A 23,543-nucleotide genomic window follows, 5' to 3' on the forward strand; every position below is an offset into this window, starting at 1 on the left:
GGGGCGGGGCCCCGCGGCCGTGCGGGGGGGGGGGGGGGGGGGCGGCGGGCGGGGGGGGGGGGGGGGGGGGGGCCCCCCCCCCCCCGCCCCCCGGCGGCGTTCCGGCCTCGGCGGCGTTCCGGCCCCGGCGGCGTTCCGGCCCCTCCGGCCCCCGCTCGGCCCCCGCAGGGCCGCCCCGGGGACGGCTGGGATGATCGTCCGATGTTCCCCTCGGCCGACCCGCCCCTGCCCAGTGCCGCGCCCCTGACCGGCGCGGCCGCCGCCCGCTGGCGCGCGGCCCGGACGGCCTGGCGGCTGGACAGCCGTTGGCTCGCGCTGGTCCCGGTCGCCTTCGCGGTCCTGGCCACCGTCGTGGAGCCCGACGCGGCCCGGTGCAACGCGCAGGGGATCTGCCGGGACACCTGGGGCTCCGCGCTGGCCGGCTGGTCGGTACTGGCCGAGGTGGTGCTGCTGGCCGCCGCGCCCCGGATCCGGGCGCTGGTCCCGCCCGTGGTCCTGCTCCTGCTCTGGTACCTCCCGGACGGCCTGGTCACCCCGCTCGCCCGCTGGTCGGCGGTGCTGGTCCACCTGCTGCTCACCGCCGTCCTGGTCGGCGCCGAGGCCGGCCGCCGGCGCGCCCGGCAGCAGTTGGACGAGCTGATGGCCCCGCCCGTCCCCTTCCCGTGGACGGCCGTCGGCGCCCCCTCGCCGGTCCTGCGCGACCGCCCGCCGGTGGCGCGCCGGGTCTTCGGCGCACTGCTGCTCCTGGCCGCCGCCGCCTTCCCGCTGTACGGGCTCTGGTCCCAGGCACGGGTGGACTCCGCCGCCGAGCGGGCGGTCCGGGTGACCGGCACGGCGGGGACGACCGACCGGGACGACGTGCTCACCGTGCACTTCCGGACGCCCGGCGACGGCCCCGAGCGCACCGCCGCCCTGGACATCCGGTGGCAGCGGCGGCCGCAGCCCGGCGAACCCGTCCCGCTGCTGGTGGACGGCGACTCGGTGCGCGCCCTCGGCGACGACTACGACCTCTCCGGGGCACTGTCCGCCGGCGGTCTGATCGCCCTGCCCGGCCTGCTGCTGCTCGGCTCCGCCGCCGTCCGCAGCGGCCGCCGGGACCGTCCGGCCTTCGAGGGCGCCGCCCCCGCGCTCGCGGTGCGGGTCCGCGCCGACGCCCACGGCGACCTGCTGGTCCTGCCACTGGACGGCCCGGCGGACGGGCCCGGGCTCTGGCGCCTGGTCGAGCACGGCCGCTACCGCTGGGCCCGCTACGGGACCCCGGACGGCGAGGGTCCGGCCTGGGTGTTCGAGGACCACTGGACCGAGGACATGGAGGCCGACTACCCCGACCGGCCGGTCCTCCGCGACACCGGCGTGGACGACGGCGCGGCCGACGAGGACGAGGACGGCGACGAGGACGACGACGAGACGCTCCTCGACCGCGCCACCCCCGCCGAGGCCGTCGCCTGGCTGGCGCGGGCCGGCCGCAGCGTGCCCGCCGTGCTGTACCAGGGGCCCGACGGCACCGACCACCAACTCCTGGTCCGCCCCGGCCTGTTGGACCACGACCCGCACTGGGTGGCGGCCGTGGTCGCCCCCGCCGCCCGGGCCCCGCGGCTGAGCCGGCGCCACGAGCGCTACCGCGAGCGCGAACTCGCCGTCGCCGTGCTGACCGCCGAGACCGTCGCCGCCGCCCCCGAGGCCGGGGCGGACACCGGGCCGGTGCCCGCCCGCCGCTGTGAGATGCCGGTGCCGCTGCGGGCGGCGGCCGGGCCGCTGACCGCCGTGTCGGCCGCCGCCGCCGTCCTGCTGCTCGACGAGCACGGCTGGTGGGCGGGGCTGGTGCGCCCGCTCTGGATCGGCACGATCGCGATCCTCGGCGCCGCCCGGGCGCTGTCCTGGCAGGTGGTGGCGGACCGGGACGGCGTGCGGGTGGCCACCGCCCTGCGTACCCGGACCTTCGGGTGGGCGCAGATCGGCGCCGCAGCGGTGCACCGCAGCCGGCTCACCATCCGGCTGCGCGGCGGCCGGGAGTTCTCCTTCGCCGGCCGTCCGGCGGTCTGGCTGGCCGGGCACTTCGGCGAGCGCCACGACCCGGTGGCGCTGGCCCGGACGGTCGCCACCGCCGCCCACCGGCCCGACCTGCGCCCCGACCGGGTCCTGCCGGACCGGCTGGGCGGTCCGCAGCACCTGGTGAACCGGCTCGCGCTGGCCGGCTACGCGCTGTTCACCGTGGCCCACTACGTGCTCTGAACCCGCCCCGGGCCCCCGCCGGAGTCGCCCGTTCCGGGCCCGGGCGGGCCGGGGGCGCAGTGTTCTTGATCACAGTGCGGGTGCCGCGCCGCGAGGTGCGCGCGGTCGCGCCGACCGGGGCGAGACGGGGACGCGTCCGCACCGGTACGGTTGCCCCGATGAACACCAAGGCTGCTGAGGAGCTGCCGGCTGTCTCCGTGATCATGCCGGTGCTCAACGAGGAACGTCACCTGCGCACGGCCGTCCGGCGCATCCTGGACCAGGAGTACCCCGGGCCGATCGAGGTGGTGATCGCCCTCGGTCCTTCCGGCGACCGCACCGACGAGATCGCCGCCGAGCTGGTGGCCGAGGACCCGCGGGTGCGGACGGTGGCGAACCCCACCGGCCGGACCCCCGCCGGGCTGAACGCCGCGATCCGGGGCTCCCGCCATCCGATAGTGGTGCGCGTGGACGGCCACGGCCTGCTTACCCCCGGCTACATCGCGACCGCGGTCCGGCTGCTCGGTGACATGGAGGCCGCGAACGTCGGCGGCATCATGCACGCCGAGGGCGAGACCGAGTGGGAGAACGCGGTCGCCGCCGCGATGACCTCCAAGCTCGGCGTCGGCAACGCGGCCTTCCACACCGGCGGCCTGGCCGGTCCGGCGGACACCGTCTACCTCGGCGTCTTCCGGCGCGAGGTGCTGGAGAAGCTCGGCGGGTACAACGAGGAGTTCATCCGCGCCCAGGACTGGGAGCTGAACTACCGGATCCGCCAGGACGGCGGCCTGATCTGGTTCACCCCGCAGCTCAAGGTGACGTACCGGCCCAGGCCCTCGGTGCGGGCGCTGGCCAAGCAGTACAAGGACTACGGCCGTTGGCGCCGGGTGGTGACCCGCTACCACCGCGGCTCGGTCAACCTGCGCTACCTCGCCCCGCCGGCCGCGCTGCTGGCGGTCACCCTCGGGACGGTGCTCGGCGCCGCCGTCCACCCCGTCTTCCTCGCGGTGCCCGGCGCGTACCTGCTGGGCATCGTCGGCGGTGCGGTGACCGAGGGCCGCGGCCTGTCGGTCAAGGCGCGGGCGATGCTGCCGGTGGCGTTCGCGACCATGCACCTCAGCTGGGGCTTCGGCTTCCTCACCTCGCCGCGCTCGCTGGCCCGCCGGGTGATCGCCAGCGTCCGCCCGGCCGCCGAGGACGTGCTCTCCAAGACCGGCTGACGATCCGTCGGGCAAACCTGCCGGGGCGTCGGATCGGCCCCCGGCGGGCCGGTGCGCCCGCTATCGTCGGTGCGCATGGGGACGGTCGAGGGTGCGCCGAGGATCGAGCCGAGCGCGGACGTCGACGCCCGGGCCGTCATCGGCGCCGGGACGGCGGTCTGGCACCTCGCCCAGGTCCGCGAGGACGCGGTGGTCGGCGCGGACTGCGTGATCGGCCGCGGCGCGTACGTCGGCCCGGGCGTGCGGATCGGGGACCGCGTCAAGCTCCAGAACCACGCGCTGGTGTACGAGCCGGCCGTGGTCGAGGACGGGGTGTTCGTCGGCCCCGCCGCCGTGCTCACCAATGACCGCTACCCCCGCGCGGTCACCCCCGACGGGCGCCCGAAGGGACAGGACGACTGGCGGGCCGACGGGGTGACGCTCCGTCGGGGCTGCTCGATCGGCGGCCGGGCGGTGCTGGTCGCCGGGGTGACGGTCGGTCGCTGGGCGCTGGTCGCCGCCGGTGCCGTGGTGCACCGGGACGTGCCCGACTTCGCCCTGGTGGCCGGCGTCCCGGCCCGCCGGATCGGCTGGGTCGGCCGGGGCGGCGAGCCGCTGCGGGAGGCCGGGGACGGGCACTGGCAGTGCCCCCGGACCGGCGAGCGGTACCGCGAGGCGGACGGCGTGCTCCGGCCGCTGTAGGCCCGCCTCCGCCGTCCGGCCGGGCTTGCGTCCGCCGTCCGGCCGGGCCCGCGTCCGCCGGCCGTCCGGCCGGGCCTACTTGGCGCAGAGGTCGGTGTCGTCCCCCTGCACCCGCTGGAGGTCCGCGGGCGCCTCGGGCGGCGCCCCCGGCGCGGTGGCGGGCGCGGTCAGCACGTCCTTGCCGAGCACCAGCAGCAGGTCGGACTTCGGGTCCGCCTTCGCGGCCGGCCGGACGGCGTCGCCGGGCAGCCCGAGGGCGGCGGCCAGGGCGCCGGCCGCGGCCTCCTGGCCGGCCTGGTAGGTCACCGTGGTGGTCGCGGCGGGCGGCGCGTCGGTGCCGACCTCGGCCTTGCCGAAGCCCTTCGCCCGGAGCTTGTCGACGGTCGGCCCGGACTGCCCGCGCTTTCCGCTGCCGTTGCGCACCGTCACCTGGACGTCCTTGGTGTCCACGGTCGGGGCGGCGGCGGCCGGCGCGGCCGGGGCGGAGCCCGCGTCGGCCGGCGGGGCGGCCGTCTCGGTCAGCGAGTGGTCGCCCGCGATCATCGCGAACACCTGGCCGGCGTCCGGCTGCTTGAAGATCACCCGGTTGACGTCCTTGGGGTCGTCCAGGACGGGCACGGTGGCGAAGGTGATGTTCTTGGGGTCCACCTTGCTGATGTCCAGCGCGAGGTTCTTGAGCTTGTCGACACTGCCGATGCCGTCGTCCACGGTGAGCGCCTTGGTGGCGGCGTCCGCGAGCTTGTAGAGCTTGGTGGGGCTGGTCAGGGTGTCGTCGCTCTTGATCTTGCGGATCATCGAGCCGATGAACTGCTGCTGGAGCTTGATCCGGCTGAGGTCGCCGCCCGTGCCGACCGCGTGCCGGGTGCGGACGAAGGCCAGCGCCTCGTCGCCCTGGATCACGTGCCGGCCCTTGGTCATCTTGAGGTGGGAGTCCGAGTCGTTGATGTCCTTGGCCGCGCACACCTCGACCCCGCCGACGGCGGTGGACAGGGTCTTCACCGCGTCGAAGTTGACCTGCACGAAGTGGTCGACCCGGATCCCGGTGTTCTTCTCGACGGTCTTCCAGGTGCAGCCCGCGTCCCGGCCCGCCTGGCCGAGGCTGTTGTTGAACATGTCCCGCGCCGAGCCCGGGATCTTCTTCCCCTGGGGGGTCTGGCATTCCGGGATCGGCAGCATCAGGTCGCGCGGGAGGCTGACCACCGTCGCGTTGGAGCGGTCCTTGGAGACGTGGAACAGCAGCGTGGTGTCGGCGTGCCCGGTGCTGCCCTCGTCGCCGTACGAGCGGCCGAGCCCCTCCCGGCTGTCGGTGCCGATCACCAGGATGTTCAGCGCCTCGCCGGCGGCCTTGGGGCGCTCCTCCTCGTTGCCCAGCTGGACCTTGACGGAGGTCAGGTTGCTGTTGAGGTGTCGGTACAGGTAGTACGCCCCGCCGCAGCCCGCGACCATCACCAGGGCGCCGGTCCCGGCCGTCCACTTGAGCGCGCGTCGGCGCCGGTTGCGCTTGGCGACGGCTGCCGCGCGCCGCCGGCTGTCCCGGCGGCCCTCCCCGCCCGCTGCCGCTGCCGCCGCCGCGGGTGCGGGCGCCTCGGCGGCCCGGCGGCGGCGCTGCCGGGGGACGCCGGGGGCAGGGTCCACCCGGTACCGGTCGGTTTCCGGTTGCTCCTCGTGCACGGGGGTTCCCTACCTTCGACCGGTCACGGCTCCGGCCCACCCGTACTGACGAGCCGATCCGGACACAGTAGACGAGCCGAATGGGGGAATCGTTCCGGGTGTGAGCTGCATCATGTTTGAACAAAGCGGAGGTAAAATCCGTTTTCCACCCCGCCTTTGCCGGGTACACCGGGCCCGACCTGCGGCGCGGCGCGGTCCGGCCCCGGGCAGCCCGTTCAGTGCTGCGCGCAGGCGTCCACGTCGGCGGTGCGTCCCTCGAAGGTGGGCGAGGCGCCCGCCGAGGGTGACGCCGCCTCGGCCGACCCGGCACTCGGGCCCGCACCCGGCCCGGCCACGCCGCCCGCGGCGGCCGACGGCGCCGACCCGGGCGGCCGGACGGCCACCGGCCGGTCGTCCCGCAGCGCCGCGAACAGCTGGCCGGTCTGCGGCTGCACGAACTCGTCCCGGTCCGAGTCGTAGCGGTACGGGCGGCGCGGCGCGGTCAGGAACACCACGTTCCCGGTGGGGATCCCGCGCAGGTCCTGGGTGAGGTCGTACAGCGCGCCGAGCGAGGACAGCCCGCCGTCCGCCCGCACCGAGGAGGTCGCCGCGTCCAGCACCGGCCACAGCCGGGCCGGGTTCAGCAGCACCCCCTGCGACTCCACCTTGCGGATCAGCGAGGCCAGGAACTGCTGCTGACGTCCCATCCGCTGGGTGTCGCTGCCGTCTCCCAGGCTCTCCCGGGCCCGGACGTAGCCGAGCGCCTGCTCGCCGTGCAGGGTCTGCCGCCCGGCGGGCAGGTCGAGCTTGGCGTCCTTGTCGTGGATCGGCTGCGGCACGCACACCTCGACCCCGCCGATCGCGTCCACCATCGTCTTGAAGCCGCTGAAGTCCAGGATCACGTAGTGGTCGATCCGGATCCCGCTCAGCTGCTCGACGGTCCGGATCGAGCAGGCCGGGCCGCCCGTCTCGAAGGCCCAGTTGAACTGCATCAGGCCCGGCTTGCTGCGGGTGCCGTCCGGCTTCTCGCAGGCGGGGACGTCGACCATGACGTCACGCGGGACGGAGACCGCCGTCGCGTGCCGGCGGTCGGCGGCCAGGTGCAGCAGGATCGTGGTGTCCGAGCGCTGGGTGCCCGCCTCGCCGCCGTAGGAGCCGTTCGCGCCGGAGCGGTCGTCACTGCCGATCAGCAGGATGTTCTCGGCGCCCCCCGCGCCGGCGGTGCGGCTGGGCCGCTCCGCCTCCAGCTTGGCCAGCAGCCGGTCGGTGGCCGAGTCGGTGCGGATGTTGCCGTCCAGCTTGCGGTAGGCGATCCAGGCCAGCAGCCCGCCGGCGACCAGCAGGAACGCGACGGCGCCGGCGGTGATCATCAGCCACCGCCGGCGCCTGCGCGGGCGTCCGGTCCCGCCCGGGGGAGCGTCCGTCGGGGGGACGCCCGACGGGGGAGTGTCGGTCGGGGGGTGCTCGGTGTCGTCCTCGGCCATGGCAGCGATCCCTACCCGCCCGGCCGGGGCCGGGGGTTACCCGAGGCGCAGTGTCACCCGTTCGGATTCGGTCCGCTTCTCCCACTGCCCGGCGTCCAGCGCCTGCGAGTTGCGGCACAGCACCACCGAGGCGCCGGCCGCCAGCGGAGCCAGCAGGCCGGCCTCCAGGCCCGCCCAGTCGTCGTACGAGAGGGTGGACAGCACCCGGTCGCCGGGCTTCAGGCCGAGCCGGGCCGCCCCCTCCCGGGCGAGCGCGACGGTCTGCTCGCCCGTCAGCTTCAGCGGCAGCCCGTCCACCGCGGTCTCCAGCGCCTGCCCCTCCGGGGCGACGGGGGAGTACGGGGCGAAGCGGTCGCCCTGGCCGGGCACCTCGGCGGCGTAGTCGAGGAAGCCGTCCGGGCGCTGCGGGAAGCGCCCGCCGAGCGGGCGCAGCGCGAGCGCGACCCGCTCGCCCTGGCAGGCCTGGGCGGCTTCGAGCCCGTCCGGGCCGCTGACCACCAGGTCGGCGTCGGCCGGGTCTCCGCCCGGCACCGCCGTCACCCCGATCGACCAGCAGGCGAGCAGCCAGACGGCGCTCTGCCAGTGGGCGGGGAGCAGCAGGGCCGCCCGGTCGCCCGGGCCGGCGTTCAGCTCGTCCTGGAGGAGGTTGGCGGTCTTGGCGACCCAGTTGTCGAAGGTCCGGGCGGACAGCTCCACCCGTTCGCCGGTGGCGTCGTCGTAGAACGTGACCAGCGGGGCCGCGGGATCGACGGAGGGGGTGCCGCCTCGCAGGAATGCGTGCAGCAGCTCGACGGGGGTCCGGGCATCGGCAGCGAAAGGCGCAGTCATGGTGCGCCCCAGCCTACGGCCTTCGGGTGGGAGGCCGGGAGGGGTGGCCGAACGGGCGGGGCGCGACGTGGCGAGTGGTCCGTTTTGCGGCGACGATCCGGTTTATGCGCCTTTCACCACCGGCCGCCCTGCTCGCCGGCTGCACCGCCGTCCTGCTCCTCCAACCCGCCGCCGCCTCCGCCACCTCCGCCCCTGCCGCCGCGTCCGCCGACCCGTCAGGCGCCCGGCGCCGGGACTTCGCGGGCGGCGGCTCGACCACCTCGCTCCCGCTCCCGGCCGGCCACGGCCTCGCCCCGCGCGGCACCCGGCCGTTCGAACTCCTCGGCGTCGGCTGGGACGGCCCGCCGGACGCGCTCGCCGGCGCCGAGGTCAGGGTCCGGACCCGGGACGCGGACACCGGCCGCTGGAGCGGCTGGCACCGGCTGGAGGCCGACGCCGAGGACGGCCCCGACCGGGCGCCGCACGGCGCCACCGCGCCGCTGTGGACCGGCCGCGGCGACGGCGTCGCGGTCGACGTCAGGCCCGGCCCCGCCGGACCGCCGCCCGGGCTGCGCCTGGAACTCGTCGACCCGGGCCGGGGCACCGCCGCACCCGCCGTACGGACCCGGCCGGCCGGGCCCGCCGATCCCGTCGGCGGCCACCAGGCCCCGCGCCCGGCCATCGTCACCCGGGCCGGCTGGGGCGCCGACGAGTCGCTGCGCGACCAGGCCTTCGAGTACACCGGCCCGGTCCGCGAGGTCTTCGTCCACCACACCGCCACCGCCACCGACTACGCCTGCGGCGACGCCCCCCGGGTGATCCGGGCGATCTACCAGTACCACGTCAAGACCAGCGGCTGGCGGGACATCGGCTACAACTTCCTGGTCGACCGCTGCGGCACCGTCTACGAGGGCCGGGCGGGCGGCGTCGAGCTGCCCGTCCACGGCGCCCACACCCTCGGCTTCAACACCGACTCCGCCGGCGTCGCCGCGATCGGCACCTACGTCGGCGACCAGCCGCCGCAGCCCCTCCTCGACGGCCTGGCCGCCGTCGCCGCCTGGAAGCTCGGCCTCACCGCGCAACCCGCCGACGGCCGCACCAAGCTCACCTCCGGCTCCGACGCCAGCCGCTACCCCAAGGGCACCGTCGTCGACTTCGACGCCGTCTCCGGCCACCGCGACGCCTTCAACACCGAGTGCCCCGGCAACGCTCTGCACGACCGGCTCCCCGCCCTGCGCACGGCCGCCGCCCGCCTCCAGGCACCCTGACGGGAGCCCCGCCGGCCGCCCCGGCCCGCGGCGTATCGTTCACCCCACCAGAGGCGGTGCGGGAGGTCGACGGCGGTGACGGGCGGTGAGTCGGTACGGCGCTGGCGGCCGGGCTTCCCGCTGGACGCGGCGCGCACCCTGCTGCCGCTGCGCCGGGGCCCCGCCGACCCGGCGTACCGCACCACCGGCGACGGCGCCGTCTGGCGCGCCTCCCGCACCCCGGCGGGCATCGGCACCCTGCGGGTGCTCCCGCACCCCGCCGCCGGCGAGATCGAGGCGGCGGCCTGGGGCCCCGGCGCGGACTGGCTGCTCGACCGCCTGCCCGCGCTGCTGGGCGCGCAGGACGAGCCGGAGGCGCTGGTGCTGCCGCCCGGCCCGCTGCGGGACGCCCAGCGCCGCGCCGCCGGGGTGCGGCTGACCAGGACCGGCCTGGTGCTGGAGTCCCTCGTCCCGGCGGTCCTGGAGCAGAAGGTCACCACCGACGAGGCCTACCGCTCCTGGCGCACCCTGCTGCTGGACTTCGGCACCCCGGCGCCGGGCCCGGCCGACGGCCTGCGGGTGGCGCCGTCGGCCCGGGAGTGGGCGACGGTGCCGAGCTGGGAGTGGCACCGGGCGGGCGTGGACCCGAAGCGGGCCGCGACCGTCATGCGGGCCGTCCGGCTGGCGCCGCGCCTGGAGGAGGCGTCCGCGATGGGGCACGAGGAGGCGTTCGCCCGCCTCACCGCCGTCCCGGGCATCGGCGTCTGGACGGCCGCCGAGACCCTGCAGCGCAGCAACGGCGACCCGGACGCGGTCTCGGTCGGCGACTACCACCTGCCGAACCTGGTCGGCTGGGCCCTGGCGGGCCGCCCCCGCAGCGACGACGCCCAGATGCTCGCCCTGCTGGAGCCCTACCGCCCGAACCGCCACCGCCTCTGCCGCCTCCTCACCGCCGCCGGCGCCCGAGCCCCCCGCTACGGCCCCCGCCTCACCCCCGACGACCACCGCCGCCGCTGACCCGAGCGGCCGCTACGCTGCCGCCATGGACGAGGTCGTGAGCATCAGTGCCGCCCGGGCCGGCTTCACCGAGTTGGTCGCCCGGGCCGAGGCCGGTGAGACCACCGTGATCACCCGCAAAGGCGAGCGCGTCGCGGCGTTCGTGCCGATCGAACTGTTGGACGCCGCCGAGGACGCTGCTGATGAGCTCCTGGCCCGGGAAGCGTGCGAGCACCTGAACGACCCGACCGTCACTATGGCGGAGCTCCTGACGGACCTGTTCGACTGCAACGAGCCCCGGAGCGATGCGGATGACACCGGCCGAGACACACCCGCCACCGCACTTTGATGAAGGCGCCCGAGCTGTGTCGCGGGCGTTCGCGCCGGTAGGACGGCCCGATCGAGCCGTGCCCGGTCGGGCCCAACAGTTCAGGGGGAGCTGATCGCCGGTACCGTTCGCCTCGCAGCGTTGGTCCTGGTGTCCGGAACCACTTCGCTCAGGCGCAGCCGCTACCGCACCTCGATGAAGGCGTCGGCGTCGCGTGCCGGGCGTTCGCGCGGGGGTTCGGCGGGGCGGCCGACGGCGACCGCGCCCATCGGGTCCCAGCCGGCCGGCAGGTCCAGTGCGGCGCGGACGGTGTCGCGGCAGAACATGGTGGACGAGACCCACGCCGAGCCGTAGCCCTCGCCGGTCAGGGCGACCAGCAGGTTCTGCACGGCGGCTCCGGCGGCGACGGTGAACATCTCCCGTTCGGCGGCGGCGCGCCGGGCGTCGGGGTAGTCGTGCGAGCCGTCCGTCACCAGGCAGGGCACCACCAGGTACGGCGCGTCGCGCAGGACGTCGCCGCGGGCGGTGCGGCGGGCGATCCTGGCGTCGTCCCAGCCGTCGAGTTCGCGCAGGTCGCGCTGCCAGGCGGCGAGCATGGCGTCGAGCAGCCGGGTGCGGGTGTCGGGCGACTCCAGCAGGACGAACCGCCAGGGCGTGGTGTGGTGCGGGGCGGGCGCGGTGACGGCGGCGGCGACGGCGCGGCGCACGGCGGCCGGGTCGACCGGGGTGTCGGTGAAGGAGCGGACGGTGCGCCGCAGGGTGACGGCCTGCCGCAGGGCTTCGGAGGTGCCGAGCCGGAACATGTCGTCCACGGCGGGCCGCACCAGCGGCCGGGTGCCCTCGCCGTCCTCGGCGGTGACGAGGTGTCCGAGTCCGCGCACGACCGCCACCGGTACCCCGGTGGCCTTGCCCTTCACCAGGTCGGCGGCGGCGGCGAGCTCGTCGGCGGTCGCGGTGACGGTCAGCACCAGCTCGTTGCCGTGGCTGTCGGTGCGCCCCCGGTGGTCCTCCAGGACGGAGAGCCCGGCGGCGCCGATCGCCACGTCGGTGAGCCCGTTGCGCCAGGGCCGTCCGAAGGTGTCGGTGACGACGACGGCGAGCCGGCGGCCGGTGAGCTGCCGCAGCCGGGCCCGCAGCGCGCGGGCCGAGGCGTCCGGGTCCTCGGGGAGCAGCAGCACGGTGCCGGGGGCGGTGTTGGAGGCGTCGACCCCGGCGGCGGCCATCACGAAGCCGTTGCGGTTCTGCACGATCCGGGCGTGCCCGCGCCGGGCGACCACCCGGACGGTCTCGGCGTCGATCGCGGCCTCCCGGTCGTCGGCCCGGATCAGCCGGCCCTCGGCCTTGCTGACGACCTTCGAGGTGACCAGCAGGATGTCGCCGTCGCGGTACGTCCCGGCCTTGGCGATCAGTCCGGCGAGGTCGGCCCCGGGGCCGACCTCGGGGATCCCGTCGACGCCGAGGACCTCCAGCGCCGCCGTCACTTGCGGACCTGCTCCGCCAGCGCCAGTGCCGCCCGCGCCATCTCCGCGGTGGCCTCGACGTCGGTCATCAGCAGCGGGACGGCCCGGCAGGCGATCCCGCCGGCTTCGACGGCGGCCACCGAGGCCTCATCGGCGGTGTCGACCAGCCAGCCGTCGATGAGTTCGGAGCCGTAGTCGAGGGCGACCGCCTCGGCGGTGGCCTCGACGCCGACGGCGGCGAGCACCTTGTCGGCCATGCCGCGCACCGGCGCCCCGCCGATGATCGGGGAGAGCCCGACGACCGGCGCCGGGGCGGCGGCGACGGCCTCCCGGATGCCGGGGACGGCGAGGATGGTGCCGATCGAGACGACCGGGTTGGACGGCGGGAGGAGGATGACGTCGGCCTCGGCGAGGGCCTCCAGTACGCCGGGCGCGGGCTTGGCGGTGTCCGCGCCGACCGCGACGATCGCCTCGGCGTCCACTGCGGCGTGCAGCCTGACCCAGTACTCCTGGAAGTGGACCGCCCGGGTGCCCTGCTCGTCGGTGATCCGGACGTGGGTCTCGACCCGGTCGTCGCTCATCGGCAGCAGCCGCACGCCGGGCTTCCAGCGCACGCACAGCGCCTCGGTCACCTGGCTGAGGCTGTACCCGGCGGTGAGCATCTGGCTGCGGACGAGGTGGGTGGCGAAGTCCCGGTCGCCGAGCCCGAACCACTCGGGGCCGACGCCGTACTCCTTCATCTCGGCCTTGATCGACCAGGTCTCGTCGGTCCGGCCCCAGCCCTGTTCCTCGTGGATGCCGCCGCCGAGGGTGTACATCAGGGTGTCGAGGTCGGGACAGATCTTGAGGCCGTAGAGGTGGATGTCGTCGCCGGTGTTCCCGATGACGGTGATCTCGTCCTGCGGTCCGACCGCCGCGCGGAGTCCGCGCAGGAAGCGAGCTCCACCGATTCCGCCTGCCAGTGCCACGATGCGCATGGGGTTCATCCTGCCACGGCCCGACTGCCCGTCAGCCCGGTCCTCAGAGCGTCCCGGCCTGTGCCTGCCGGTGCTGGTCCGGGTGCTGCTCGGGGTGCTGCTCCGGGACGGCGGCGGCGCCGTACTGGTTCATCTCGGTGAGGCCGGGGGTGTAGAGGTGGATGGAGACGGCCGGTTCGAGCGAGGCGTTCACCACCTCGTGCAGGTACCCGGAGGAGAACACCCTCCGTCCGCCGGGGCGCAGGGAGCGGGCCCGCGCGCCGCTGGGGGTCCCCCCGGCCGAAGGCTGGGGGAGCGTGAGGGAGCGCTCGACGAGCTCGCCCTCGACGACGGTCATCACGCCGGAGGACTCGCCGTGGTCGTGGAAGCCGCTGCTCTGGCCGGGCAGCCAGCTGAGCAGCCAGACCTCGTAGCCGGGGCCGGTCTCCAGCCGGGCGTACCAGCGGGTCAGCGCGTCGTAGCGGACCAGCGGCTCCCAGCGGGCGCGGTCGGCCGCGATCTCGCGGACCAGCCGGGCGTACCCGGCGACGGTGGTGGGGTGGACCGGCAGGTCGGTGCGGGCCAGGTGCGGGAAGGCGAGCGGGTCGCCGGCGATGGAGACGTCGCTGAGCCCGTCCGCCCAGCGGGCGGTGCGGGCGGGGGCGGGGCCAAGGCGGGTGAGCTTGCTGCGGTCGCGGTTCCGCTTGCGGATGCGGATCATGCGCACGGGAGTCGTCCTCGGAAGAGTCGGCTGGTTCGTGGGATCAGCCGGATCCGGGATGTCCTGGGGCGGGAATCGCGGGCGGCCTCTGTGCTTCCTGGGGGCGGCGCGCGGTGGGACGCGGGCGCCTAGATACAGCAGGAGCAGAGGCGACAACAAGAGTTCACGGCACGGCGGAGCGTGGAACCGCTCCGGGGGCTGGAGAACTCTGACATGGAGAAAAGGACACCGCATCCGCGGGGTCGGTGTCAAACGGGAGGATGCGGCATTCGAGGGGGTTAGGTCCGGATCTTTCCCTGATGGGGTGATTCATCACTCTCTATGTTTCGATGGGAAGATCGCCGGGAAGGCAGGCCGATGACCGGCCTGTGGTGGTGACCGAGTGTCACCTGGCGAATGGTTGCGGACGGTTCGGCGCTGTTCAGGGCCTTGCGGCAGAAGGTCCGTTGTGTCCGGATATGTACACTATTCGTAACGGCTTGGTGCCGGGGAGTGAATCCTGGCCCCAATACCAGAGCTCGGCTTGACTGAGCCAGAGTGACGCAACTGTAATTTCACTCGTGTCGTCAGCCGCAGGAGGCAACGGCAACCACGGGGACGCCAAGTAGGGGCAGAGGAGGCGCGCCACATGAGCGAGCTCTTTGAGCTGTTGATCGGGGACGGCATCGCGGAGGACGAGGAGGAACTCGGTTGGCAGGAGCGCGCGTTGTGCGCCCAGACCGACCCCGAGTCCTTCTTCCCCGAGAAGGGCGGCTCGACCCGCGAGGCCAAGAAGGTCTGCCTCGCCTGCGAGGTCCGCTCGGAATGCCTGGAGTACGCCCTCGCCAATGACGAGCGCTTCGGCATCTGGGGCGGTCTCTCCGAGCGCGAGCGTCGCAGGCTCAAGAAGAGCGCGGTCTGACCGGGTCCGCCCCGGGCCGCCGCTGACCCTTCGTCGGCGACGGACGATCGCACAGCCGTACGGGCGCCTCACCACGGTGGTGGGGCGCTTTGGTGTTCCCGGACCGGGCGGGCCTCCCGTGCCGGCTCCGGACCCTCCCCCCGCCGTGCCCCGCGCCGTCTCCTTCACCGGCTCCGCACCGCACCCCGGACGAAGCGTCCACCCGGAGCCGTTAGTGTGGTGCGCCATCCGGTTGCCGTTCACCGGCTGTGTCCACCGAGAACTGGGGCCCGCGCACTCGATGACCGTCTACAGCCACCAGAGCGGCTTCACCGCTTCCCGGCCACCCGCCTATCCGCGCCACCTGGTCACGGCGGTGATCGTCTCGCACGACGGCGCCCGCTGGCTGCCGCAGGCGCTGGCCGGCCTGCTCGGCCAGGACCGCCAGGTCCAGCGCGTCCTCGCGGTCGACACCGGATCCACCGACAGCTCCCGGCAACTGCTCGCGGACACCCTCGCCGACTGGCTGCCCGAGAGCGGCCCGCTGGTCCTCGGCCGCCGGGCCGGCTTCGGCACCGCCGTCGCCGAGGCCGTGTCGGGCAGCGCGCCGCTGCGCCCGGAGGACCTGCCCTACCGGCTCGACCCCTCCGGCTACGACCCCGTCACCGGCGGCTGGGACGACTACGGCGACCCGCTCGCCCAGGACGACGACCTCGGCCGCGGCGGCCCGCGCGAGACCGAACCGGTCGAGTGGCTCTGGCTGCTGCACGACGACTGCGAGCCGCAGACCGACGCGCTGCGCCGCCTGCTCCAGGTCGCCGACTCCACCCCCAGCGCCGCCGTGGTCGGCCCCAAGCTGCGCAGCTGGTACGACCGGCGCCAGCTGCTGGAGGTCGGCGTCACCATCGCCCGCTCCGGCCGCCGCTGGACCGGCCTCGACCGCCGCGAGCAGGACCAGGGCCAGCACGACCAGGTCCGCCCGGTGCTCGCCGTCTCCAGCGCCGGCATGCTGGTGCGCCGGGACGTCTTCGAGGAACTCGGCGGCTTCGACCGGGCCCTGCCGCTGATGCGGGACGACACCGACTTCTGCTGGCGCGTCAACGCCGCCGGCCACCGCGTCGTCATCGCCCCCGACGCCGTGCTGCGGCACGCCGAGGCGGCCAGCCGGGAGCGCCGCGCGATCGACTGCGGAGCCTCCCACCCGCACCGGGTGGACAAGGCCGGCGCGGTCTACACCCTGCTCACCAACTGCCGGGGAGCGCTCTTCCCCTACGTCCTGCTGCGGCTGGTGCTCGGCACCCTGCTGCGGGCCGTCACCAACCTGCTCGGCAAGGACCCGCGCCAGGCCTTCGACGAACTGGCCGGCCTCGGCCACGAGCTCGTCCGGTTCCCGCGGCTGCTGGCCGGCCGCAAACAGCGCGCCCGGACCAGGGCGGCGGACGCCCTGGACGACCGGACGCTCTTCCCGGCACCCGGCGCCACCACCCGGCTGGCCGTCGAGGGCGTCGTCGGTTCCCTCGGGATAGGGGGCGGGGACGACGCCGGAGGCCGGCACGGCACGGCCGAGGCCGGCGGCGACGAGGACGCCGAGGACCTGGTCGTCGAACAGTTCGCGCTGGTCAAGAAGCTCGCCCGGCGCCCGGCGCCGGTGCTGTTCGCGGCCCTGCTGGTGTTCGCCCTGATCGCCTGCCGGAGCCTGCTGGGCGGCGGCGACCTGTTCGGCGGCGCCCTGCTGCCCGCCTCCGACGGCGCGAGCGGCCTCTGGTCGATGTACGCGGACGCCTGGCACCCGGTCGGCACCGGCTCCACCGCCGCCTCGCCGCCGTACCTCGGCGTGCTCGCGGTGCTCTCCTGGCTGTTCTTCGGCCACGCCGACTTCGCGCTCACCCTGCTCGTCCTGCTCACCGTCCCGCTGTCCGCGGTCAGCGCCTACCTGGTGTCCCGGCCGCTGCTGGACTCCAAGCTGGTCCGCGCCTGGGCCAGTGCCACCTACGCGCTGCTGCCCGCCGCCACCGGCGCGCTCGCGCAGGGCCGGATCGGCACCGCCGTCCTCGCCGTGCTGCTGCCGCCGCTGGCCCGCGCCGCCGCGATCGCGGCCGGCCTCGGCATCCGGGACGAGAGCGCCGCCAAGGGCGCCCGCCCGGGCTGGCGGCCGGTCTGGATGACCGTCCTGCTGCTCACCGTGGCCACCGCCTTCGTCCCGCTGACCTGGGCGCTCGCCGTCCCGCTCTGCCTGGCCGTGCTGGTCGTCGCGGTGCTGCGCGGCGGCGCCTTCGGCTCCGGGGGCGCGGCGCTGCGGCTGCTCGGCCTGCGCGTCCTGGTGATCCTCGCGGCGCCGGTCGGCGTGCTGGCCCCGTGGTCGCTCAAGGTGCTGTCGCACCCGCAGTGGCTGCTGCTGGAGGCCGGACTGCCCGGCCTGCACGGCACCGGCGCGAGCGCGGCCGGCCTGCTGATGGTCAACCCGGGCGGCGCGGGCGTGCCGCCGGTCTGGCTGTCGGCGGGTGTCGTCCTCGCCGCGCTCGCCGCCCTGCTGCGCGCCGACCGCCGCCGCGCGGTGCTCGCCGCCTGGGGCGCGGCCGGTGCGGGCCTGGTCTTCGCGGTCGCGGTGGCCGGCACCTCCGTCACCCCGGCCTCCGGCGGCCAGGCGGTGCCCGCCTGGGCCGGCCCGGCCACCCTGATCGCCGGGATCGCCCTGCTGGCCGCGGCCGCGATCGGCGCCGACGGCGCCAACGCCCGCGTCGCCGGGATCGCCTTCGGCTGGCGCCAGCCGGTGGCCGCCCTGGTGGTGGCCTCGGCCGTGCTGGCCCCGCTGGGCACCGGCCTGTGGTGGGCGCTGACCGGCGCCGGCAAGCCGCTGCACCGCGCCGACGCCGGCCAGGTGCCCGCGTTCATCGCGGAGGAGGCCGGGACCACCGACCGCTCCCGCACCCTGGTCGTCACCGGGGAGAAGAGCGGCGGATCCGTCCGCTACACCGTGCTGCGCGGCGCCGGCCTGACGCTCGGCCAGGCCGAGTCCACCGTCGATCCGGCGACCGGCACCGTGGACGGCCTGAACCGGACGGTCGGCAGCCTGCTGGCCGGTTCCGGAGCCGACCAGGCCAGTGCGCTGGCCGGCTACGGCATCGCCTACGTCCTGGTCGAGCAGCCGGCGGTCGACGTCTTCAAGGACGTCCTGGACACCACGCCCGGCCTGGTCAAGGCCAACCAGGACAACGGCTCCGCGCTCTGGCAGGTCAACGGCGCCCGCGCGGTCCGGGCGGTGATCACCGCTCCGGGCGGCAACCCGGTGGTCGTCCCGTCCGGGGTGCGCGACCTCGCGACCACCGTCCCGGCCGGTCCGGACGGCCGGGTGCTGCGGCTCGCCGAGTCCGCCGCCCCGGAGTGGAAGGCCACCCTGGACGGCACCGCGCTGGAGCCCACCACCGTCGACGGCTGGGCACAGGGCTTCAAGCTCCCGGCGGCCGGCGGCAAGCTGGCCGTCACCCGGGAGGGCGGCGCCGCGCACACCGGCTGGATCTGGGCCCAGGTGGTGCTCGGGCTGACCGTGCTGGTGCTGGCCCTGCCCGGCCGCCGCAGCCACAAGGACGACGACCTGCCCGAGGAGGTGGTGGCCGCCGCCGCGCTGGCCGCCGCGGCCCAGGCGCAGGCCCCCGCCCCCGGCAGCCGCCGGGCCCGCCGGATGGCCGAGCGCGGCGAGGGCGGCGAGGACGGCGAGCCCGGTGCCGACGAGTCCGGGGTGTACGAGGGCCGGCCGGGAGCGATCCCGGCGCAGCCCGCCGGTGACCCGGTGACCGGGGCGGTCCAGGCGGCCGCCGCCGTCCAGGAGGCCGAGCCGTACACCGACCCGTACCAGACGTACCAGCAGGCCGACCCGTACAGCTACGACCAGTACGCGGCCCAGCAGCCGGTGGCCGCGCCGTACGGCGGCCAGGGGTACGACAACCAGGGGTACGGGGGCCAGGGGTACGACGGCCACCAGCAGCAGGCCTACCCCCGCCAGGCCGACCCCGGACAGGGCTACGAGCAGCAGGGCTACGAGCAGCCGTACCAGCCGGCGCAGCAGCAGTACGGCTACGACCCGTACCAGCAGCCCGAGCGGCAACAGCAGCCCTGGCTGCCGGGGCAGCCGCAGGCCGAGCCCTACTTCGACCCGAACGACCCCAACGGCACCGGCCGGTACCCGCACCAGCACGGATCGGGGAGCTGACCCGCGATGAAGAAGCCCGCATTCAGGAAGAAGTCCGGCGCCGACCAGGCCCCCGAGCCCGTCGGGTCCTCGGCCGCGGCGGAACCGGCCGCCGAGGCCGGGGCCGCCCGGCCCGGCCGGTTCGCGGCCAAGGCCGCCAAGACCGGCGGGACCGAGAAGCCCGCCAAGGCCGGCGGGACCGGCGGGACCGGTGGGACGAAGACCACCCAGTCCCTGCTCGCCGCCGCCGTCGTGCTCGCGGCCGTGTTCGGGATCGCCCAGGCGCGCCCGCCGGCCGCCCCGGCCACCACGGCCGGGGGAGCGGCGCCGACCACCGCGCAGGTCGAGCGGACGGCGGCGGTCTGCCCGCAGCCGCTGCAGGGCCTGACCGGCTCGACCACGCTCAGCGCCTACACCCCGCCCGGTACGGGCTCCGCCACCGGCGGCGCCGGCTGGCTGTCCGACCAGGTCGCACCCGCGGTGCCCGCCGCCCAGCCCGCCGCCGCGCCCTCGGCCCCGGCGCCCGCGACCCCGGCCCCGACCGGATCCGGCGCCCCGACCGCCCCGGTCCAGGACAAGAACGCCGCGCCCGCCGACGCCCGGCTGACCCTGACCAAGCCCGGCACCCCGGTCACCGGCCCGGCGGCCAACGGGGACGCCGCGCCCGGCACCGGAGCGGTCGCCGGCGGCGCCCTCGCCCCGGGCTTCACCGTCACCCAGACCACCGTGGTCACCGAGCAGCGGGGGCTCGGCCTGTCCGGCCTCACCTGCACCCCGGCCGCGACGAGCTTCTGGTTCGCCGGGGCCAGCACGGCCGGCGACCGGGTCGACTACCTGAGCCTGGTCAACACCGAGTCCTCCGCCGCCGTCGTCGACATCAAGCTGTACGGCGACAAGGGCCTGATCGACAACGACGCCGCCAACGGCCTCACCGTCGCCCCCGGCAGCTCCCAGTCCGTCCTGCTGTCGACCATCAGCAAGGGCGCGGTCACCGACCTCGCCGTGCACGTGGTGGTCCGCTCCGGCCGGGTCGGCGCGGCGCTGCACGCCGCCGACGGCGGCAAGGGCGCCGACTGGATCCCGGCCTCGGCCGCCCCGGCCGCCACCCAGGTGATGCCCGGCCTGCCCGCCGACACCGCCTCCGCCCGCCTGGTGGTCTGGGCGCCGCCGGAGGACGACGCGGACCTGAAGATCCAGCTCTCCGGCAAGAACGGCTGGTTCACCCCGGCCGGCAACGAGTCGATCCACGTCAAGGCGGGCATGGTGGCCGCCGTCGACCTCGGCAAGGTCACCCGTGACGAGGTCGCCGGACTGCGGCTGTCGCCCAGCGACGACAAGCACCCCACCGCCGTCGTGGCCGGGCTGCGGGTCGACCGGGCGGCGGCCAACGGCAAGACCGACGCGGCCTGGCTCACCGGCACCGTCCCGGTCGGCGCGCGGGCGACCGTCGCCGACAACCGGGCCGGCGCCTCCACGCTCTACCTGACGTCCACCGGCGACGCCGCCACCGTCCGGGTCACCGCCTCGGCCGGCAGCGGCGGCGGTACCCCGGCGACCAAGGAGGTCCAGCTCCCGGCCGGCGGCACCGTCGCCCTCCCGGCGCCCGAGCCCGCCGGGCTGAACGGCGTCTTCGCGCTCACCGTGGAGACCGTCTCCGGCGGCCCGGTGGTCGCCGCCCGGATGCTCTCCATCCCGGCCAAGGACGTGCCGATGTTCACCGTCCAGGCGCTGCGCGACGACCACAGCACCGTCAAGGTCCCGCAGGCGGCCCAGGACCCGGGCACCGTGCTGCGCTGAGCGGACGCGGACGCGGACGGGGGCGGCACCGGGCAGGTGCCGCCCCCGTCCGGGTGCGCGCGCGTGGTGTGCCGGCCTCAGTCCTCGTCGTAGCGCGGGTCGATGGCGTCCGGCGAGAGCCCCAGCAGCTCCGCGACCTGCTCGATCAGGATCTCGTGCACCAGTGCCGCGCGGTCCTCCCGGGTCTTCGCCCGGATCTCCACCGGCCGCCGGTACACCACGATCTGGCTCTTGCGCCCCTGCTTGCCCGGCGACACCCGGCCCAGCGGCACGCCGTCCTCCGCGTCGGCGCCGTCCGGCTCGTGCAGCGGTACCTCCTGGACGGCGAACTCCACCTCGATCAGCTGCGGCCAACGCCGTTCGAGCCGTTCCACCGACTCGCGCACGTAGTCGTCGAACAGTTCGGAGCGGGTGAGCGAGATCGGCACCTGCGGAGGCGCCAGCGGCCCGCGCAGGCCCCTGCCGTGCCGGTCGCGGTGCCGGGGGCGGCGCGCTGGGCCTGTCGATGACTGCGGTGCGGAGCTGTCCATATCACTGCCGAGAGTAGTCCTTGGACGGTCGGAAGTGGACCACTCCGACGGGGAATCGCGCGGGGCGGCCGATACACGGCCCCGGCGCCCGGAGGGCGACACGGCACACCCTCCGGGCAGGCGGTCTTCGCTCCCCGGCGGGGAGTGCGGTACCGTCCACCTTCGTGAGCTCTGTACGTCGTTGTTCGCGGACCGCGTGCGGCCGGCCGGCCGTCGCGACGCTGACGTACGTCTACGCGGACTCCACCGCCGTCCTGGGCCCGCTCGCCACCTACGCCGAGCCGCACTGCTACGACCTGTGCGCCGAGCACGCCGAGCGGCTCACCGCCCCGCGCGGCTGGGAGGTCGTCCGGCTCATCGCCGAGGCCGGGCCGCTGCGCCGCAGCAGCGACGACCTGGAGGCCCTCGCCAACGCCGTGCGCGAGGCCGCCCGCCCGCAGACCCCCCGTCAGGGCCGCGGTCCGGAGGGCGAGTCCACCGAGGGAAGCCGCCGCGGCCACCTCCGGGTGCTGCGCTCGCCCGACAACTGAGGCCTCACCCGGCACCGGGCGTTCGTCCGGCCCGGGTACGCTGCCCGTCTACCGCCACCGCGCCCGTCGACCGGACGTCCGGTGGCCCGACGTATCCCGACCGACCGGTCCAGAGACCAGGGTGGAGCCGCAGTGCGCGACCTCAAGCAGCTCGTGAAGGCGTACGACGTCCGAGGCGTCGTCCCGGACCAGTGGGACGAGAGCCTGTCCCGGGCCTTCGGTGCCGCGTTCGTGCAGGTCACCGGCGCCTCCGCGATCGTGGTCGGCCACGACATGCGCCCCTCCTCCCCGTCGCTCACCCGGGCCTTCGCCGAGGGCGCCGCGGCCTACGGCGCCGACGTGGTGCAGATCGGGCTCTGCTCGACCGACCAGCTCTACTACGCCAGCGGCAAGCTCGACCTGCCCGGCGCGATGTTCACCGCCAGCCACAACCCGGCCCAGTACAACGGCATCAAGCTGTGCCGGGCCGGCGCCGCCCCGGTCGGCCAGGACACCGGCCTGTCCGAGATCCGCGAGCTCGTCGAGTCCTGGACCGCCGGGGACGACACCGTCACCGTCCCGGCCCGGGACGTCAAGCCCGGCGCGCTGTCCGAGCAGGACACCCTGCGCGGCTACGCCGACCACCTGCTCGGCCTGGTCGACCTCGCCGCGATCCGCCCGCTCAAGGTCGCGGTGGACGCCGGCAACGGCATGGGCGGCCACACCGTGCCGACCGTCTTCGACGGCCTGCCGATCGAGCTCGTCCCGATGTACTTCGAGCTGGACGGCACCTTCCCCAACCACGAGGCCAACCCGCTCGACCCGAAGAACCTGGTCGACCTCCAGGCCAAGGTCCGCGAGGTCGGCGCCGACGTGGGCCTCGCCTTCGACGGCGACGCCGACCGCTGCTTCGTGGTGGACGAGCGCGGCGAGCCGGTCTCCCCGTCCGCGATCACCGCGCTGGTCGCGGCCCGCGAGATCGCCCGCGCCCAGGCCGCCGGCGAGGCCGAGCCGACGATCATCCACAACCTGATCACCTCCTGGACCGTCCCCGAGGTGGTCCGCGAGCTGGGCGCCAAGCCGGTCCGCACCCGGGTCGGCCACTCCTTCATCAAGCAGGAGATGGCCGTCACCGACGCCGTCTTCGGCGGCGAGCACTCCGCGCACTACTACTTCCGCGACTTCTGGCGCGCCGACACCGGCATGCTGGCCGCGCTGCACGTCCTGGCCGCGCTCGGCGGGCAGCCCGGCACGCTCTCCGAGCTCACCGCCGAGTACGACCGCTACGCCGCCTCCGGCGAGATCAACAGCACCGTCGCCGACCAGGCCGCCAGCACCGCCGCCGTCCGCGCCGCCTACGCCGGCCGGGAGGGCACCTCGGTGGACGAGCTGGACGGCCTGACCGTGGCCGGCCCGGACTGGTGGTTCAACCTGCGCGCCTCCAACACCGAGCCGCTGCTGCGCCTGAACGTCGAGGCCAAGGACCCGGCGAAGATGGCCGAGCTGCGCGACGGCGTGCTGGCGGTCGTCCGCGGCTGAACCGGGCGCGCCCGGGCGGAACGCGCCTGATCCGAGGCGTCCGTGCCCCGGCCGGTAGGGTTGCCTATCGGCCGGGGCACCTCCGTGCCACCACCGAACTTGGGAGAGCCCGCCATGAAGCTCGAATCCTTCCTGCTGGAGATCCTGGTCTGTCCGCAGTGCCGGGCCGCGCTCACCGAGGGCGGCACCGAGGAGCAGCCCGAGCTGCTCTGCACCGGCACCGACTGCGGCCTGGTGTACCCGGTCCGCGACGGCATTCCGGTCCTCCTGGTGGACGAGGCCCGCCGCTCGGCCTGATCCTTGGGGCGAAGCCCCACCCGCCAGCCGCCCAGGACCGCAGC

General features: G+C 75.5%; 19 protein-coding genes. 12 read left to right on the forward strand and 7 right to left on the reverse strand.

Features of this window, described 5'->3' with window-relative positions; translation table 11 throughout:
• Nucleotides 1-201 precede the first annotated feature (201 nt).
• The 3 genes from ACFQ6N_RS33355 (at nucleotide 202) to ACFQ6N_RS33365 (ending at nucleotide 4,112) form a co-directional block, all read left to right on the forward strand.
• On the forward strand, nucleotides 202-2,232 hold the full coding sequence (locus ACFQ6N_RS33355) for a hypothetical protein (RefSeq protein WP_380657350.1): 2,031 nt from the start codon (nucleotides 202-204) through the stop codon (nucleotides 2,230-2,232).
• A 158-nt stretch (nucleotides 2,233-2,390) separates the two neighbouring features.
• The gene (locus tag ACFQ6N_RS33360; protein WP_380657351.1) at nucleotides 2,391-3,431 is read left to right on the forward strand and encodes a glycosyltransferase family 2 protein; all 1,041 of its coding nucleotides are present in this window, start codon (nucleotides 2,391-2,393) and stop codon (nucleotides 3,429-3,431) included.
• Nucleotides 3,432-3,506: 75 nt separating this feature from the next.
• A complete protein-coding gene (locus ACFQ6N_RS33365; protein ID WP_380657353.1) occupies nucleotides 3,507-4,112 on the forward strand; it encodes an acyltransferase in 606 nt (201 codons plus the stop codon).
• 75 nt (nucleotides 4,113-4,187) lie between these two features.
• On the opposite strand, the gene ACFQ6N_RS33370 is transcribed toward ACFQ6N_RS33365, so the two are convergent.
• From ACFQ6N_RS33370 to ACFQ6N_RS33380, 3 genes are all read right to left on the reverse strand, one after another.
• Nucleotides 4,188-5,783: an LCP family protein gene (locus ACFQ6N_RS33370; RefSeq protein ID WP_380657355.1), complete on the reverse strand. Its 1,596-nt coding sequence runs from the start codon at nucleotides 5,781-5,783 to the stop codon at nucleotides 4,188-4,190.
• Nucleotides 5,784-5,998: 215 nt separating this feature from the next.
• Complete coding sequence (locus ACFQ6N_RS33375) at nucleotides 5,999-7,246, reverse strand: LCP family protein (protein WP_380657357.1); 1,248 nt, start codon at nucleotides 7,244-7,246, stop codon at nucleotides 5,999-6,001.
• 36 nt (nucleotides 7,247-7,282) lie between these two features.
• Nucleotides 7,283-8,074, reverse strand: coding sequence for a TIGR03089 family protein (locus tag ACFQ6N_RS33380; protein WP_380657359.1), 792 nt, complete (start codon nucleotides 8,072-8,074; stop codon nucleotides 7,283-7,285).
• A 104-nt stretch (nucleotides 8,075-8,178) separates the two neighbouring features.
• Between ACFQ6N_RS33380 and ACFQ6N_RS33385 the strand changes: the two genes are divergently transcribed.
• The 3 genes from ACFQ6N_RS33385 to ACFQ6N_RS33395 all read left to right on the forward strand — a co-directional run bounded on the left by ACFQ6N_RS33385 (nucleotide 8,179) and on the right by ACFQ6N_RS33395 (nucleotide 10,645).
• The gene (locus ACFQ6N_RS33385; protein WP_380657361.1) at nucleotides 8,179-9,321 is read left to right on the forward strand and encodes a peptidoglycan recognition protein; all 1,143 of its coding nucleotides are present in this window, start codon (nucleotides 8,179-8,181) and stop codon (nucleotides 9,319-9,321) included.
• Between the two features lie 75 nt (nucleotides 9,322-9,396).
• The gene (locus ACFQ6N_RS33390) at nucleotides 9,397-10,317 is read left to right on the forward strand and encodes a DNA-3-methyladenine glycosylase family protein (protein ID WP_380657363.1); all 921 of its coding nucleotides are present in this window, start codon (nucleotides 9,397-9,399) and stop codon (nucleotides 10,315-10,317) included.
• A gap of 25 nt (nucleotides 10,318-10,342) precedes the next feature.
• Entirely contained in the window at nucleotides 10,343-10,645 is a 303-nt protein-coding gene (locus ACFQ6N_RS33395) for a type II toxin-antitoxin system Phd/YefM family antitoxin (RefSeq protein ID WP_380657365.1), read from the forward strand.
• Nucleotides 10,646-10,806: 161 nt separating this feature from the next.
• Here ACFQ6N_RS33395 and ACFQ6N_RS33400 read toward each other — a convergent pair whose 3' ends face one another.
• Genes ACFQ6N_RS33400 through ACFQ6N_RS33410 form a run of 3 tightly spaced genes read right to left on the reverse strand, consistent with a single transcriptional unit; the run spans nucleotide 10,807 to nucleotide 13,767 of the window.
• Nucleotides 10,807-12,105, reverse strand: coding sequence for a coenzyme F420-0:L-glutamate ligase (locus ACFQ6N_RS33400; protein ID WP_380657367.1), 1,299 nt, complete (start codon nucleotides 12,103-12,105; stop codon nucleotides 10,807-10,809).
• Entirely contained in the window at nucleotides 12,102-13,061 is a 960-nt protein-coding gene (cofD, locus tag ACFQ6N_RS33405; RefSeq protein ID WP_380657369.1) for a 2-phospho-L-lactate transferase, read from the reverse strand. Before cofD ends, ACFQ6N_RS33400 begins: the two co-directional genes overlap by 4 nt.
• Nucleotides 13,062-13,104: 43 nt before the next feature.
• Nucleotides 13,105-13,767: a cysteine dioxygenase gene (locus ACFQ6N_RS33410; RefSeq protein ID WP_380657371.1), complete on the reverse strand. Its 663-nt coding sequence runs from the start codon at nucleotides 13,765-13,767 to the stop codon at nucleotides 13,105-13,107.
• A 622-nt stretch (nucleotides 13,768-14,389) separates the two neighbouring features.
• Here ACFQ6N_RS33410 and ACFQ6N_RS33415 point away from each other — a divergent pair.
• From ACFQ6N_RS33415 to ACFQ6N_RS33425, 3 genes are all read left to right on the forward strand, one after another.
• Nucleotides 14,390-14,662, forward strand: a complete 273-nt coding sequence (locus ACFQ6N_RS33415; RefSeq protein WP_030062195.1) for a WhiB family transcriptional regulator — start codon at nucleotides 14,390-14,392, stop codon at nucleotides 14,660-14,662.
• Between the two features lie 280 nt (nucleotides 14,663-14,942).
• Nucleotides 14,943-18,848, forward strand: a complete 3,906-nt coding sequence (locus tag ACFQ6N_RS33420; protein WP_380657373.1) for a glycosyltransferase family 2 protein — start codon at nucleotides 14,943-14,945, stop codon at nucleotides 18,846-18,848.
• A 6-nt stretch (nucleotides 18,849-18,854) separates the two neighbouring features.
• Nucleotides 18,855-20,624 carry a DUF5719 family protein gene (locus ACFQ6N_RS33425; protein WP_380657374.1) on the forward strand — a complete coding sequence of 590 codons (1,770 nt, stop codon included), beginning with the start codon at nucleotides 18,855-18,857 and terminating at the stop codon, nucleotides 20,622-20,624.
• Nucleotides 20,625-20,701: 77 nt separating this feature from the next.
• On the opposite strand, the gene ACFQ6N_RS33430 is transcribed toward ACFQ6N_RS33425, so the two are convergent.
• Nucleotides 20,702-21,154, reverse strand: a complete 453-nt coding sequence (locus ACFQ6N_RS33430) for a metallopeptidase family protein (RefSeq protein ID WP_030245500.1) — start codon at nucleotides 21,152-21,154, stop codon at nucleotides 20,702-20,704.
• A gap of 164 nt (nucleotides 21,155-21,318) precedes the next feature.
• Between ACFQ6N_RS33430 and ACFQ6N_RS33435 the strand changes: the two genes are divergently transcribed.
• The 3 genes from ACFQ6N_RS33435 to ACFQ6N_RS33445 all read left to right on the forward strand — a co-directional run bounded on the left by ACFQ6N_RS33435 (nucleotide 21,319) and on the right by ACFQ6N_RS33445 (nucleotide 23,499).
• A complete protein-coding gene (locus ACFQ6N_RS33435; RefSeq protein ID WP_380657377.1) occupies nucleotides 21,319-21,684 on the forward strand; it encodes a DUF3499 domain-containing protein in 366 nt (121 codons plus the stop codon).
• 132 nt (nucleotides 21,685-21,816) lie between these two features.
• A complete protein-coding gene (locus ACFQ6N_RS33440; protein ID WP_380657379.1) occupies nucleotides 21,817-23,202 on the forward strand; it encodes a phosphomannomutase/phosphoglucomutase in 1,386 nt (461 codons plus the stop codon).
• Between the two features lie 114 nt (nucleotides 23,203-23,316).
• Nucleotides 23,317-23,499, forward strand: coding sequence for a Trm112 family protein (locus ACFQ6N_RS33445; RefSeq protein WP_380657381.1), 183 nt, complete (start codon nucleotides 23,317-23,319; stop codon nucleotides 23,497-23,499).
• The last annotated feature ends 44 nt before the right edge of the window (nucleotides 23,500-23,543 follow it).

Origin of the sequence: Kitasatospora sp. NPDC056446 (assembly GCF_042796115.1) — a bacterium.
Taxonomy (GTDB): Bacteria; Actinomycetota; Actinomycetes; order Streptomycetales; family Streptomycetaceae; genus Kitasatospora.